Genomic DNA, 13,382 nt, shown 5'->3' on the forward strand with positions numbered 1-13,382 from the left:
ACGAACAAGGAGGAGAATTGTTATGACGGGAAGATTTACAGACAAGGTCGCATTCGTTACTGGTGGTAGCCGTGGGATCGGGAGAGGGATTGTTGAACAGTTTGCAGAAGAAGGTGCTAAGGTAGCTATTATTGATGTTAACGAAGAAGTATTAAGTCAAGCAACACATGAACTAAGAGAAAAAGGATATGAAGTATTTTCGAAGGTTGCAAATGTTGTTGACGCTGAACAAGTAGAAAAAGCAATGGAAGAGGCTCATAATGCCTTTGGTTCAATTGATATTCTTGTAAACAATGCCGGTGTCATTCGTGATAATATGCTTTTCAAAATGACAGACGATGATTGGCAAACAGTAATGGATGTTCACTTGAAAGGGTCTTTCAATGCTGCTCGTGCTGCGCAAAAATATATGGTCAAAAAGCAATATGGAAGAATCATCAATATTTCTTCAACATCCGCGTTGGGTAACCGAGGTCAAGCCAACTATGCTACAGCTAAGGCTGGATTACAAGGATTGACGAAAACATTAGCTATTGAGTTAGGGAAGTACGGAATAACAGCCAATGCCGTAGCTCCAGGTTTCATTGAAACGGAAATGACCAAAAACACAGCAAATAGAATTGGAATTTCATTTGAAGAGTTAATCCAAGCTAGTGTTGCAAAGATTCCGGTTGCTAGAAGTGGGAAACCAAGCGATATTGCCAATGCAGTAGCATTCTTTGCTGATGAAAAGTCTTCATTTGTAAGCGGTCAAGTAATCTATGTAGCAGGTGGACCAAAGAACTAAAATGTGAGGTGATAGATATGTTTAGCGAAGTTATTGGAAAACGATCAGAAAAAGTGAAAAATATAGTTGAGCGAGGTGCTGTGAAAAAATTCGCCGAAGCAATTGGTGACGCTCATCCTATTTTTATTGATGAGGAAACTGGCAGACTATCACGTTACAAAAACAATATCGCTCCTCCTACTTTCCCAAGGGTTTTTGACTATGGAGTAATTAATGAATTGAAGTTGCCCAACAAAGGGTTAATCCATGGGAAGCAAACCTACCATTATGAACGCCCTCTTGTTGTTGGGGAAGAAATTTTCTGCTATCAAGAGGTGAACGATTATTTTGAAAAAAAAGGTAAATCTGGTGAAATGGGATTTCTTGTTCTAAAAAGATATGGAGTAACACAAGAAGGTAAAATAATTTTTACGGCTGAACAAGTTGTCATTATTAGTGAGGCGGTTAGAAAGGTGTTGAAAGTATGAGTACCCTAACAAAAGTCCAAGTCGGTGACTCTATTGGTAATGTTCAGTTAGATCCAGTTTCTAGACTGGATTTGATTAAATATGCTGGAGCATCCGGTGACTATAACCCAATTCATACAATTGATGAAGAAGCTAAGAATGCTGGTCTGCCAGGGATTATTGCTCACGGAATGTGGACGATGGGTAATTTGTCGAAGCTATTCACTCCTTTTTACGAAGAAGGTTTTATCCAGGATTACTCTATCCAGTTCAAAGGCATGGTATTTTTGCATGATGTTATTACGTTAAAAGCTGTATTAAAGGAAGAACAAGGAGATACCTTGCATTTTGATGTAGCAGCGGTTAACGGACAGGACAAAGAAGTGATAAAGGGTAAAGTGACTTTTCTAAAATATGCACAATAATAAATTCTAGTTATCTAGTATTTCCAGTAACAGTACCTGATTGACCCGGGGAATAAAGATAAACAGCAGGTAAGCACTATCTTACCTGCTGTTTATCTATAGAAAAATGGAGGAGGATTCGTATGAGTCTACACCCGCAAGCCGTGGCATTATTAGAAATGTTCAAAGCTAGAAATTTACCACCTGTGGAGGAACAGGATTTACATGAAGCACGAAATGCCTTTATCGAATCAAGTAAAGTATTGAATAAACAGGAAGAAATTTATAAAGTAGAAGACAGAAATATCAACGGTTATAAAAATGAAATTGCGATAAGAATCTATACACCAAATGATTCAGCGTCACTACCAGCATTAGTATATTTTCATGGTGGGGGATGGGTAATTGGAAATATCGAAAGCCATGATGCGTTGTGTCGTACTTTTGCAAACGAAGCACAATGTAAAGTGATATCTGTAGATTATAGCCTTGCACCCGAAGCAAAATTCCCTGTTGCAGTGGAAGATGCTTATCTTTCTGTGAAATGGGTCGCTGACAATACCAAAGAGCTTGGCATTGATCCTCATTCTATTGCAGTAGGCGGGGATAGTGCAGGTGGGAATTTGGCTGCTGTTGTATGCTATTTAGCAAATCAACGAAAAGCACCAGAAATTGATTATCAAGTTTTATTTTACCCATCAACAGGTTTTGAACCTACTGACTCTTATGATAAGTACGGTGAAGGTTACTATTTAACAAAAGCGACCATGAAGTGGTTCGGTGATCAGTATTTTAATCAACCAAGTGAGACGCAAAGCCCATTAGCAGCACCAATGTTAATTCCTGATGACGAAGCCGCCCATTTACCTCCTGCGTTAATTATCACTGCAGAATATGATCCACTTTGTGATGGTGGAGAAAATTATGCTAAAAAGCTTTCCGCTGCAGGTGTAAACACGACATATTTATGTTATAAAGGAATGATTCATGGATTTGTCAGCATGACAACTGCTCTAGAAGATGGCAATAAAGCTATTAAAGAAGCTGCGAATTATTTAAAAAATCATAATAGTAATAAAGTGAATCATAAGAGCTAAACTAGAACACCCAAGGATGGACGATTCGTTCACGCTTGGGTGTTCTAGCTTTATTAATTTCTAACTTTATTTTCACAAAGTGAATCGATCTAACTAATTACATATATATGAAATCAATAACAAAAACAAACTAATTAGAAGGTAGGAGGCATATGTACAAAAAAATTATAGATCCGCGAGTTTCTGAAACAGATGGTGTAGGTCATATTAACAACACAACGGTACCAATATGGTTTGAAGCTGGGAGAAATGAGATTTTTAAATTGTTTACACCTGACAGCTCTTTTCAACATTGGAAGATGATTATTTTAAATATGAATGTTGATTACGTGAAACAAATTTATTTTGGTAAAAACGTTGAAATCCATACATGGGTGAAAAAAATCGGAAATACTAGCTTGGAGCTATATGAAGAAATCCTCCAAGAAGGGGAGGTATGTGCAAAAGGAACAGTTGTTTATGTGAATTTTAACCTGAACACCCAAAAAACAGAACCCATTCCTAAGAATATAAGAGAGGTATTGGAAGGTCATATGATTCCAAAATAATAATAAACCAAAAGGCACCGACCCCATTTACATTAGAGTTGGTGCCTTTCCTATTTTTTATTGCCTTTTCTTTAACTTAATGGTAAGATTAAATCTACTTTATATATATCACTTAAATTAAAACACTAGTGTACAATTATATTATACATGTCATTGTGCACTTTGTCAAACATTTTATCCTACAATTATTAAAGGAGTGTTTTGATGCTTACCAATAAAGAGTGGAATGAGGAACAGCAACGAGTTGATTTGGTTAAACAGGAGATTACAAATAAAAGGGAAAAACTCCAAAATAATACGATTGATTTAAAAGAAGGAGTTATGGAAATTCGTAAAACCTTTTTCGATGACATTCGATTAAATTTTGATGATCCAAAAGAAAGGGTGGAAACCGAGGCTGCTATTAGACAGCAACAAGAACTTCTATCAGAACGGGAAAGAAGCCACGGGATCCTTCATAAACAAATTAACGTATTAGATAGGATGAAAAATTCTCCGTACTTCGGACGTATTGATTTTCATGAAAATGGAGAAGAGCAGACGGACACGCTATATATCGGAATCGCTTCAGTGATGGACAGTGATGAAGAGAATTTTCTAGTCTATGACTGGCGAGCGCCAATCTCTAGTCTTTATTATGATTACTCTCCAGGACCGGCAGAATATAAAACGATGGTAGGAACGATAGAGGGGGAATTGGAGTTAAAACGACAGTTTATTATACGTGATGGGACCATTAAAGCAATGTTTGATACTGGTGTAACTATTGGTGATGAATTATTACAAGAGGTTCTCGGTAATAATGCTAATACGCAAATGAAAAGCATTGTGGCAACTATTCAAAAGGAACAAAACAAAATTATTCGAAATGAAAAAAGCCGCTTCTTAGTCGTCCAAGGGGTTGCTGGAAGTGGAAAAACATCAGCCGCATTACAGCGAGTCGCATATTTACTGTATCGTTACCGTGATACGCTTAGCTCGGATAATATCATGCTTCTTTCTCCTAATCCGTTGTTTAATAGCTATGTCGCTACCGTTCTTCCTGAACTTGGTGAAGATAATATGGAACAAGAGACATTACAGGGCTTTATCGAAAAGCAATTAGAGTCAGATATTGTTTTAGAAGGACCGGCAGAACAAATGGAATATTACTTAACTGCCCCAAAAGAAAATGGTTTTAATGAACTACTTTCAGGGGTTCAATTTAAATCTACGCTAGAGTATAAGAAATTAATAGATCGGTATGTAGCGGTATTAAATACGGAAGGAATCGCCTTTACCAACATTATCTTCCGAGGAAAAAGCCTTCTTTCCTCCAAAGCAATCGAAGACCATTTTTACTCACTCGACACCACCTTGTCCATCCCTAATCGGATGGAATTAACGGCAGAGTGGATTTTAAAACAGCTAGCAAAAAAAGAGGTTAAGGAACGGGAAAAAGAATGGGTAACAGAGAAAATACAGTTATTAAGTAAAGATGAATATGCAGCCGTTCATAAAAAACTACAAGAAATGAAAAAGAAGGAAGAAGATAGTTTCGATGATATAGAACTAGAAGAGGTTCTATTAAGAAAAGCAATTGTAAGAAAACGATTCCGTTCATTGAGGAAAAAAGTAAAACAGTTAAGGTTTATTAACATAAGGCAAAACTATCTCAACTTATTTAAGCGGTGGTATAACGGTATAGAGTTTGATATACAACTGCCAAGTGACTGGGGAATTATTTGTCAACAAACGATGGGTAACCTTGAAAAAAACAAACTATCTTGGGAAGATGCGACGCCTTACCTATACCTAAAATACCTTCTCAAAGGTAGGAATGCTAACTATAGAAAAATACGACATGTTTTTATCGATGAAGCGCAGGATTATTCGCCATTTCAGTTTGCATATTTAAAAGAAATTTTCCCTTATAGTAAAATGACGATTTTAGGAGATTTTAATCAGGCAATTTATGCTCATACTGCTGGTAAACCGACATTGTTATCCAATACCTTTTATGAAAGTGAAAACTTTGAAAAAATCACGCTAACGCGAAGTTATCGTTCTACACAACAAATTGTCGAGTTTACAAAAGATCTTGTTGAAAACGGTGAATTAATAGAACCGTTTAATCGCGAGGGGTCAAAGCCAGAAGTATTTGAGGTTCATAATAAGAATTCCTTGCATGAATACATCACAGCTAAAGTAAATGCATTTCAATCAGAAGGCCACCAGTCAATAGCGATAATCTGCAAAACGATGGAAGAATGTCAGAGTGCATACAAGAATCTCCAATCAACCATTCAAGTAGAATGGATGAATGATGAGACATATTCCTTTAAAAAGGGGGTATTAATTATTCCTGTTTATCTTGCAAAAGGAATTGAATTTGATGCTGTTATTATTTATAACGCTTCTAATGAACAATACAATAGTGAACAAGAAAGAAATTTATTTTACACCGCATGCACAAGGGCTATGCATAAGTTAGCGATTTACGCAGTAGGGAAGAAAAGTTTCTTCTTAGAACATGTTTCGAGTGATAAGTATGAACTTTCAACTCTCAAAACAAAATAGTACGGATATAAGCTCCCTCCATTTATCCCGCATTAACGGGCAGTAATACCTCACCTCAAGGTTTAGAGGAGTCAGCGAAGCCTAGGCGGAAGATAACAGCTGCGTTAGTGTCACTAGGGACTAAAATTAGCGGGGGAGTTTGTTTTTCATAAGCATTTGTTCACACACATATTTTTGAAAACAATTTGCTATTTTTTCATTAAACATTCAATATTAATAAGTATTCACGAACGATCCGTAAAAAGAAAGTAGGGGTTTAATTTGCAAGACTTTTTATCATTAGGCATATCGGAAACATTACAAGCAAAACTACACGATTATGGTGTTGACACTCCGACACCTATTCAACAACAATCTATTCCTTCTGTCTTGGCTAGTAGAGATATTATTGCGCAAGCTCAAACTGGGACAGGGAAGACATTTGCATTTATCTTGCCAATTCTTGAAAAAATCAATCCGAACGCAGAACATATCCAAGCATTGATCGTAACTCCAACAAGAGAACTAGCTCTACAAATAACTAGTGAAGTGGAAAAATTGGTTCAAGATATAGAGGGAATCGATGTGTTAGCTGTTTATGGTGGACAGGATGTGGAGAAGCAATTAAGAAAATTGAAGAGAAATATCGGTATTGTTGTTGGGACACCAGGTCGTTTATTAGACCACATTCGAAGAGGAACAATAGATTTGTCACAATTATCCTCGCTTGTTCTCGATGAAGCAGATCAAATGCTCCACATCGGTTTTTTACATGAAGTTGAAGATATTATAAGAGAAACTCCTTCAAGTAGGCAGACGATGTTGTTTTCCGCCACGATACCCACTGAGGTACGAAAGTTAGCAAAGAATCACATGCATGAACCACAATACATACAAGTAGAGAAAACACAAGGTCCTGCTGATAATGTGGAGCAGCTTGCGATTCATATGACGGATAGAGAGAAACAGACTACTCTTATTCAGTTAGTAGAAGAGGAACGACCATTTTTAGCTGTTATTTTCTGTAGAACGAAAAGAAGAGTAAGTAAACTATATGGAGTGCTTAAGAGTAATGGTTTCCTTTGTGATGAACTGCATGGGGATTTGTCGCAAGCTAAACGAGAGAAAGCAATGAAACGATTTAGAGATGCGAAAACACAGCTGCTGATTGCGACTGATGTTGCGGCAAGAGGTCTTGATGTCGAAGGTATTACGCATGTATTTAACTACGATATACCACTGGATTCTGAAAGCTTTGTCCATCGAATTGGGAGAACAGGACGAGCGGGAACAACTGGAAAGGCGATCACATTCTATTCTTCCGATGATCGTCCATTACTTGCTGCTATTGAAAAAGAGTTGAACATTTCTATCCAAAAGCAAAACCTAGGAAATGGAATAGAAGACAGCAAGAAAGATAACCCAAATCAGAAAAACATCCGGAGCAAGGAACATGGAAAAGAGAAAAAATCAAGTTCTACTCCCAAAAGAAACCAGTCGAATACCAAGGAGAGAAAGCAAGAAAGAAAGTCGCCTATGTCTAAAGATTCAAGGAGTAAACGAAGAACGTCAAAAGACGAAGAAAGAAGTAATCGAAAACCATTCAAATCAAAAAGAAGGACGAGTAATAGCTCCAACACTACCTCTACTAGCACTGCTTCTAAATTAGGAAGAACAAGACGTGAAAAATAACGAAACAGATGTGGTAATCCCAAAGCATGTACTCCCTAATCGGTACATGTTTTTCTTTTTACGAAAGCTAATCAATCGAACTATAACTCATAATAGTATAGTATTGTTAAGGTTGAGTATATCAGAAGCAAGGAGTAGGTTATCGTTTTATGAAATTAGTATCTTGGAATGTTAATGGTATAAGAGCATGTGTACGAAAAGGATTTTTAGATTATTTTAATGAAGTAGATGCAGATATATTTTGCTTACAAGAAACAAAACTGCAAGAAGGACAAATAACACTAGATTTAAAAGGGTACAATCAATATTGGAATTATGCTGAGAGAAAAGGTTATTCTGGGACAGCGATATTCACAAAAGAAAAACCGCTTTCTGTTTCATATGGGGTAGGGAATAGCAACGAAGAACCCGAAGGAAGAATTATTACATTGGAATTTGTAGACTTTTACTTTGTAACGGTTTATACCCCGAACTCCAAAAGAGATTTGTCTCGGCTTGAATATAGACTAGAGTGGGAAGATGCTATACGGGAATACCTTAAGGAGTTGGATACCATTAAGCCAGTCATTCTATGCGGCGACCTTAATGTGGCACATAAAGAAATCGACCTAAAAAATTCAAAATCAAATAAGGGAAATTCAGGCTTCACAGAAGAAGAAAGAGGAAAAATGACGGCACTTCTCCACACGGGATTTGTAGATAGTTTTAGATATTTATATCCCGAAAAAGAAGGAGCATATACATGGTGGTCATATATGAGTAAAGTCCGAGAAAGAAATATTGGATGGAGAATTGATTATTTTCTATTATCGGAAAGGTTAGCAAATTTGTTGGAAGATGCACAAATTCACTCAGATATATTGGGCAGTGATCATTGTCCGGTATATATGGAGATTAACATCTAAGTCATTTTGAAAAGGTAGAAAAACGTCTAGTTATTTAGGTTATACTGCTAATATGATTGTGGGAATTTTACATAGGAGGTTAGGAAAATGTTAAAAGATTCAATGAAACACTATCTATCACAAGCATTAGAAGAAAAAAAGGACTCGCAAATTAGTTTATTTAAAGAGGAAGTAGATTATATAGAAAGGAACCAATTAATGGAAGAGGGGAATATCAACCTGACAGAAAGTAAATCAAATTCCCGTTTCTTAGAAGCTTATGTTGAAAGGTGTAACAAAGAAACAGAAGAAGTGATTGCAGAAGAAGAAGCGACATTCCTGGACCACCCACTTGACTATCTTCAAAAGCATAAAAATGAATTTATTTATCTAGAATCTAAGTGGTTTGAATTAGTTGGAGTCGATGCTGTTTCTTTAGAAGTGGATGATGTGTTCGATACATACAGTGTATTGCTAGGGTTGAAGCTTCAGAAGAAATTTCAAAGCGTTTTGAAGGAACAATTATCGGAACAATTACATAGGGAAGAGGCATCTTTTAGCTTAATGTTTAATCAAAACGATGGCTTATGGGATTTGAATTTTGCGTTGAATTATGTTGATGGGTTCCAGGAGAATTTGTCAATTGGAGAAGCATACCAATTGGTGTATGGATTCATCTTTACATTACTAGAAGCGGTGGAGGAAAATCAGTAAAAATATAAAGTTGGAAGGGGAATAATCCGCTTCTTTTCAATAAACCTAAAAGGACTTTAGCTTCTTTTTTACTTTATAGTCCAACAAGGCCGTTGCCAAGGAGGTTTTAGAATGGACACACTTCCAGACCATTTAGCAAATAATCTTAAAATTGTTTTTATCGGTTTTAATCCTAGTTTAATGTCTGGAGAAACAGGCCATCACTTCGCAAATCCAAGGAACCGTTTTTGGAGAATTCTCTTTCAATCAGGGTTAACCCCAAGACTTTATCGTATGGATGAAGATGGAGACTTATTGAATTTAGGGTTTGGTTTAACCAATATTGTAGAAAGACCGACAAAGGATGCTTCCGAAATTTTGAAAGAAGAATACGAGGAAGGAAGAGTTATTTTAAAGGAAAAACTGAAAAGGCATCGTCCTACTATCGCCTGTTATGTTGGCAAAGGTGTCTATCAGCAATTGTCAAAAAAACGAAAAGTTTCGTGGGGAGTTCAACCGGATTCTGTTGTTGATGGGGTAATTGATTTTGTTGCACCATCCTCTAGTGGACTTGTTCGTATGAAGATGGAAGAGATTGTGGGAATTTATAAAGAATTAAAGGAATTAATATAGAAGGAAGAATTAATTTTCGCTTGCATTTCTTAGCATTATTTAGCGTTTTAATGGAAAAATAAAGTGAAACTTCAATCAGTAGGGGATAGAAGACCCCGCTGATTGTTCGTCCCGTTCTACTGACGCTAAAGCCCCGCTTTTTAAGTGGGTATTTACTGCTCTTTAATGCGGGATAAACATGTTCAATAACATTATTAAGGGGGATATTATGAATAAAATAGAAGCAGGGGAAATTTTTACTATTAGTGAAGATGGCGAGCAGGAACAAGAAGTTGAGGTATTAGGAACACTAGATGTAGAAGGCTCAACATATGCCGCAGTTGGTTTTGTAGAAGATATAAAAAACCAAACGGATGGAGACATTGATATTTTCTTGTTAAAAGTAGATGCGGATGGTGATTTGGCAGCAATCGAGAGTGATGAGGAATTTGAAAAAGTATCAGCGGCGTTTGATAAAATGATTGATAATCAAGAGTGATAAGGGGAAGGGAGGAGTAGTTAAAATCCTCCCTAATCTATCTATTTCTATCGTACTGCACTTAATAGTACAATATCGTTGTTCTGTACAGTGTAACCTAGACGTTGTAGATGTTTTCGAATCCCACTTCTTTCCCACGTTTTTAGAATAGTATTGGTTAACGTTTTTTTGGGATAAAAAATACCCAAATTCGTTAGTTCTTCAAAGTTAAGTCCTTGTCGCACGTATTTATCAATCAATTCGTCTCGTTTATCAATAATGGCAAGGTATTTTTCCATCTCTTGTTTAAATTCCGCCTTGGAAAAAAGGCCTTTTTGATGTCCAGTAATATACGTGTGAACATCTAGATTTAACAACCGCTTTCCTGACTCTATAAAAGCATCAATATCACCATCTGTGCCGTTATACCACGGACCGAATGATGACATATCATAGTCACCTACAAATACCACACCTAGTTCTGGAAAGTAGGGACATGCGAGTCCTTCCGTATGACCAGGAGTATGTAAAAAGTGAACTTTTACGTCTCCGAATAAATACTCTTCCTCATATTTATATGTTCCAGATATTTCACCTAGAGACTCCATCCATTCTTGTGGTACGGATTGTTTCCACTTTTCCACACCCTCTGTTCCCCACTCTTGATAGACCCCATTAATAGTTGCGATGCCTTCCACTGTAAGCGAGGAGCCGTATTCTATTGGATTAATCCATTTCTCTGCATTTGAAAATAGATAGTTATGACGAGTGTGATCTGGATGATAATGTGTGTTCACGACTAGATCAATTCCGTATCGTTGCTGAATACTTAGCAAGCTTTTCGGATCTGCACCAGTATCTATTAATACTTTTTTCGAACTGTTGATGAATAGACTTCTCGAAAAAGGCACCTTACTTTTGTTAGGGCCTTCGATAATTTCTAAAGGACCGAAATTATTCATCTTTTCTCACCTCTGCTTTTCTTTTTTATTAGTTAATGCACACGATATGAATGAGTATTCATTCATTATACCATAAATCACCATCCATTAAAATGGTTAAATACACTAGAGAAGAATGAGCGATTTATTTAATCACTCATCCTTCCAGATAGAAGCTTACTCGTGTACTATATACATATACATTCTCTTAGTAAAGGGGGAGCTAGTGATGGAGAATGAACAAAATAATTTAAACGATGATACTACTCCGAATGAAGATAACATAGAAGAGCCACCATTAGAAGCCTTTTTGTTTGATGAAGAAGAGAATGAAAAGAATGCAAGGAAAAAGAAGCAACGTGCATTCTTTGGGAAAATAACTGCTTTTACTATTGCAATAGCGATGTTGCTAACTGTGCTTGGTGTGTGGGTGCAGGTGTTCAATCTTCCTTCTTTCTCCTTCCTTAAAAAATCAAATGAACTTTCTCAAGTGGAAAATATCCAGAATTATAAGAAGGCAGTTGTGACAATAGAAGGAGGCAATAGTAAAGGAACTGGATTTAATATAGACTCAAATGGACGGATCATCACAAACCACCATGTTATTGATGGTATGTCTTCTATCCTTGTCGTATTTCCCGATGGCGAATTTTACAAAGCAGAAAAGAAAGAAACATATGAAAAATTAGATATTGCACTTCTAGAAATTGACGGAAAAGATTTACCGCATTTAGATATCCAACAGGAGCGAAATTGGAAAACGGGTGGAAATATATTTGTTATTGGAAACCCGCTTGCATACAGTCAAATTGTCATGGAAGGAAACATAACTGCGAGCGGTGATTTATTGAAAATTTCTGCACCGATTGAGAAAGGGAATAGTGGGAGCCCTGTAATTGACAACAAAGGAAAGGTAATTGGCGTCGTGTATGCAAAGACACTCCCTAAGCTTGGTAGCGGAGAAGAGTCAGAAGGCCTTGCAGTTCCAGTAGATAAAATTCCTGAGCTAACACAGGAGTAGCAAAAACTTGATGGCTGGGTTGCACATCAAGTTTTTGCTACATATATTTACCGTTTTTTCTTATTTATTTTCTGCATTTCCTCACTAACGACAAAAGCAAGGTCTTCATTTCCAAACAACGATAACACGCCTAAAAGTGTTTGGTCAGAAATTTCACCTGCTTCCTCTTTAGGAACTGTTAAACCAATTGCATCTTTTAATGCTTGATTAGAAGCCTGAGTAGGGTAGGCCTGCGTGTACAACTCTTCCGGGTCAAGATCATGATTAATGCACCACTGAGAAAATACAAGAATCATCATCTTCTCGTCTTTTTGATAATTTGCGATTATTTGTTCTTCTACATTTTTTTGATTCATGTGAGTTCTCCTTGTCTAGTTTTAGCAAGCTGTTCGAGCCGCTTCCACTTTTCACTTTTGTTTTCCTATCTTATTATAAAGAAAACAGACTGCTTTTTCATTTATTATAAGATGACAGCTTAAATTTCTACTATAAATTAAAGAAGCATTAACAAAAATAAAAGAAAGTGTATAATAAGCAAGTACTTATAAAAAATTAATCTGTAGTAAAAGGTGAAAGGACGAATAAATTTATGGATATTACAAGACATAGTGTGGAGAAGTTGGAGGATCCAACGGGAATACTAGCAGGAGACCGTTATGAATTTTTTCTAACTATCGAGGTTCCAGAAGAGGATGAATTGTACTCTGAAAAAGGGTTGCTTTTAAGAGTTATTTATTTAATAGATGAAAATGACTCGCGTATCGTTCAATATCAATTTATGGAAGAAGCGACGGAGGAAATACTTGATTTTGAACTGGAAGACGATGAAGAAGCATTGGTGAGGGAATATTGTAAAGACAATATATAATAATTAGAATGAAAAACAGGCTGTCGAATTTTATCGACAGCCTGAAATAATAGAGTAGAACCTTTTTCATTTAAATCTAGTACCAATACTAAAAAATACTTTATTCACTATTATTTCATCGAATTATAATGCTGCAACTCCTTCTCAATCTCCTTCAGTTTTACTTCTTGTTTTTCTACTGACCGCCCAAACGATTCAAGCTTCTCCATATCATCTTGTAATCGCATATACTCCATTTTCAACTCTGCAATTTTAGCTTCAATTTCCTTACTACTCATTTCATCCACCGCTTTCTTATCATTAGATATGTATAGACTAAGTGTAGCGAATAAACTTATGTTCTACAAATAAAATGAAGCTTTAAATCTACATA

16 protein-coding genes are annotated in these 13,382 nt (G+C 36.4%); 13 read left to right on the forward strand and 3 right to left on the reverse strand.

The window, feature by feature from the left end; genetic code table 11:
- The first annotated feature begins 22 nt into the window (after positions 1–22).
- The 11 genes from fabG (at position 23) to ACFSUL_RS15985 (ending at position 10,200) form a co-directional block, all read left to right on the forward strand.
- Positions 23–787: a 3-oxoacyl-ACP reductase FabG gene (gene fabG, locus ACFSUL_RS15935; RefSeq protein ID WP_377936927.1), complete on the forward strand. Its 765-nt coding sequence runs from the start codon at positions 23–25 to the stop codon at positions 785–787.
- Positions 788–804: 17 nt separating this feature from the next.
- Positions 805–1,254: a MaoC family dehydratase N-terminal domain-containing protein gene (locus ACFSUL_RS15940; RefSeq protein WP_377936928.1), complete on the forward strand. Its 450-nt coding sequence runs from the start codon at positions 805–807 to the stop codon at positions 1,252–1,254.
- Positions 1,251–1,658, forward strand: coding sequence for a MaoC/PaaZ C-terminal domain-containing protein (locus ACFSUL_RS15945; RefSeq protein ID WP_377936929.1), 408 nt, complete (start codon positions 1,251–1,253; stop codon positions 1,656–1,658). Before ACFSUL_RS15940 ends, ACFSUL_RS15945 begins: the two co-directional genes overlap by 4 nt.
- 122 nt (positions 1,659–1,780) lie before the next feature.
- Positions 1,781–2,734, forward strand: a complete 954-nt coding sequence (locus tag ACFSUL_RS15950) for an alpha/beta hydrolase (RefSeq protein WP_377936930.1) — start codon at positions 1,781–1,783, stop codon at positions 2,732–2,734.
- Between the two features lie 152 nt (positions 2,735–2,886).
- The gene (locus ACFSUL_RS15955) at positions 2,887–3,282 is read left to right on the forward strand and encodes an acyl-CoA thioesterase (protein ID WP_377936931.1); all 396 of its coding nucleotides are present in this window, start codon (positions 2,887–2,889) and stop codon (positions 3,280–3,282) included.
- 204 nt (positions 3,283–3,486) lie between these two features.
- Positions 3,487–5,841, forward strand: coding sequence for an RNA polymerase recycling motor HelD (gene helD / locus ACFSUL_RS15960; RefSeq protein WP_377936932.1), 2,355 nt, complete (start codon positions 3,487–3,489; stop codon positions 5,839–5,841).
- A gap of 261 nt (positions 5,842–6,102) precedes the next feature.
- A complete protein-coding gene (locus ACFSUL_RS15965; protein WP_377936933.1) occupies positions 6,103–7,512 on the forward strand; it encodes a DEAD/DEAH box helicase in 1,410 nt (469 codons plus the stop codon).
- A gap of 149 nt (positions 7,513–7,661) precedes the next feature.
- Positions 7,662–8,417 (forward strand): exodeoxyribonuclease III, encoded by a 756-nt coding sequence (locus ACFSUL_RS15970; protein WP_377936934.1) that lies wholly within the window; start codon positions 7,662–7,664, stop codon positions 8,415–8,417.
- An 87-nt stretch (positions 8,418–8,504) separates the two neighbouring features.
- Positions 8,505–9,110 (forward strand): branched-chain amino acid aminotransferase, encoded by a 606-nt coding sequence (locus ACFSUL_RS15975; protein WP_377936935.1) that lies wholly within the window; start codon positions 8,505–8,507, stop codon positions 9,108–9,110.
- Between the two features lie 111 nt (positions 9,111–9,221).
- Positions 9,222–9,722 carry a mismatch-specific DNA-glycosylase gene (locus ACFSUL_RS15980; RefSeq protein WP_377936936.1) on the forward strand — a complete coding sequence of 167 codons (501 nt, stop codon included), beginning with the start codon at positions 9,222–9,224 and terminating at the stop codon, positions 9,720–9,722.
- Between the two features lie 208 nt (positions 9,723–9,930).
- Complete coding sequence (locus tag ACFSUL_RS15985; protein ID WP_377936937.1) at positions 9,931–10,200, forward strand: DUF1292 domain-containing protein; 270 nt, start codon at positions 9,931–9,933, stop codon at positions 10,198–10,200.
- Positions 10,201–10,247: 47 nt separating this feature from the next.
- Here ACFSUL_RS15985 and ACFSUL_RS15990 read toward each other — a convergent pair whose 3' ends face one another.
- Complete coding sequence (locus ACFSUL_RS15990; RefSeq protein ID WP_377936938.1) at positions 10,248–11,141, reverse strand: MBL fold metallo-hydrolase; 894 nt, start codon at positions 11,139–11,141, stop codon at positions 10,248–10,250.
- 208 nt (positions 11,142–11,349) lie between these two features.
- Between ACFSUL_RS15990 and ACFSUL_RS15995 the strand changes: the two genes are divergently transcribed.
- Positions 11,350–12,141, forward strand: coding sequence for a S1C family serine protease (locus ACFSUL_RS15995; RefSeq protein ID WP_377936939.1), 792 nt, complete (start codon positions 11,350–11,352; stop codon positions 12,139–12,141).
- A gap of 47 nt (positions 12,142–12,188) precedes the next feature.
- Here the strand turns inward: ACFSUL_RS15995 and ACFSUL_RS16000 are convergent, their stop codons facing one another.
- The gene (locus ACFSUL_RS16000; protein ID WP_377936940.1) at positions 12,189–12,497 is read right to left on the reverse strand and encodes a hypothetical protein; all 309 of its coding nucleotides are present in this window, start codon (positions 12,495–12,497) and stop codon (positions 12,189–12,191) included.
- Positions 12,498–12,730: 233 nt separating this feature from the next.
- On the opposite strand from ACFSUL_RS16000, the gene ACFSUL_RS16005 reads away from it, so the two are divergent.
- Positions 12,731–13,009, forward strand: coding sequence for a DUF6509 family protein (locus tag ACFSUL_RS16005; protein ID WP_377936941.1), 279 nt, complete (start codon positions 12,731–12,733; stop codon positions 13,007–13,009).
- Positions 13,010–13,119: 110 nt separating this feature from the next.
- On the opposite strand, the gene ACFSUL_RS16010 is transcribed toward ACFSUL_RS16005, so the two are convergent.
- Positions 13,120–13,287, reverse strand: a complete 168-nt coding sequence (locus ACFSUL_RS16010) for an SE1832 family protein (protein ID WP_377936942.1) — start codon at positions 13,285–13,287, stop codon at positions 13,120–13,122.
- Positions 13,288–13,382: the final 95 nt, after the last annotated feature.

This window comes from Bacillus seohaeanensis, from assembly GCF_042684945.1.
Taxonomy (GTDB): domain Bacteria; phylum Bacillota; class Bacilli; order Bacillales; family Bacillaceae_B; genus Rossellomorea; species Rossellomorea seohaeanensis.

Bases quoted from the DNA above. Each gene is read 5' to 3' on its own strand.
- ACFSUL_RS16010 (WP_377936942.1), bottom strand. From the start codon at position 13,287: ATGAGTAGTAAGGAAATTGAAGCTAAAATTGCAGAGTTGAAAATGGAG.
- ACFSUL_RS15945 (WP_377936929.1), top strand. From the start codon at position 1,251: ATGAGTACCCTAACAAAAGTCCAAGTCGGTGACTCTATTGGTAATGTT.
- ACFSUL_RS15985 (WP_377936937.1), top strand. From the start codon at position 9,931: ATGAATAAAATAGAAGCAGGGGAAATTTTTACTATTAGTGAAGATGGC.
- ACFSUL_RS16000 (WP_377936940.1), bottom strand. From the start codon at position 12,497: ATGAATCAAAAAAATGTAGAAGAACAAATAATCGCAAATTATCAAAAA.
- ACFSUL_RS16005 (WP_377936941.1), top strand. From the start codon at position 12,731: ATGGATATTACAAGACATAGTGTGGAGAAGTTGGAGGATCCAACGGGA.
- ACFSUL_RS15975 (WP_377936935.1), top strand. From the start codon at position 8,505: ATGTTAAAAGATTCAATGAAACACTATCTATCACAAGCATTAGAAGAA.
- fabG (WP_377936927.1), top strand. From the start codon at position 23: ATGACGGGAAGATTTACAGACAAGGTCGCATTCGTTACTGGTGGTAGC.
- ACFSUL_RS15950 (WP_377936930.1), top strand. From the start codon at position 1,781: ATGAGTCTACACCCGCAAGCCGTGGCATTATTAGAAATGTTCAAAGCT.
- ACFSUL_RS15980 (WP_377936936.1), top strand. From the start codon at position 9,222: ATGGACACACTTCCAGACCATTTAGCAAATAATCTTAAAATTGTTTTT.
- ACFSUL_RS15995 (WP_377936939.1), top strand. From the start codon at position 11,350: ATGGAGAATGAACAAAATAATTTAAACGATGATACTACTCCGAATGAA.
- ACFSUL_RS15940 (WP_377936928.1), top strand. From the start codon at position 805: ATGTTTAGCGAAGTTATTGGAAAACGATCAGAAAAAGTGAAAAATATA.
- ACFSUL_RS15970 (WP_377936934.1), top strand. From the start codon at position 7,662: ATGAAATTAGTATCTTGGAATGTTAATGGTATAAGAGCATGTGTACGA.
- ACFSUL_RS15955 (WP_377936931.1), top strand. From the start codon at position 2,887: ATGTACAAAAAAATTATAGATCCGCGAGTTTCTGAAACAGATGGTGTA.
- ACFSUL_RS15990 (WP_377936938.1), bottom strand. From the start codon at position 11,141: ATGAATAATTTCGGTCCTTTAGAAATTATCGAAGGCCCTAACAAAAGT.
- helD (WP_377936932.1), top strand. From the start codon at position 3,487: ATGCTTACCAATAAAGAGTGGAATGAGGAACAGCAACGAGTTGATTTG.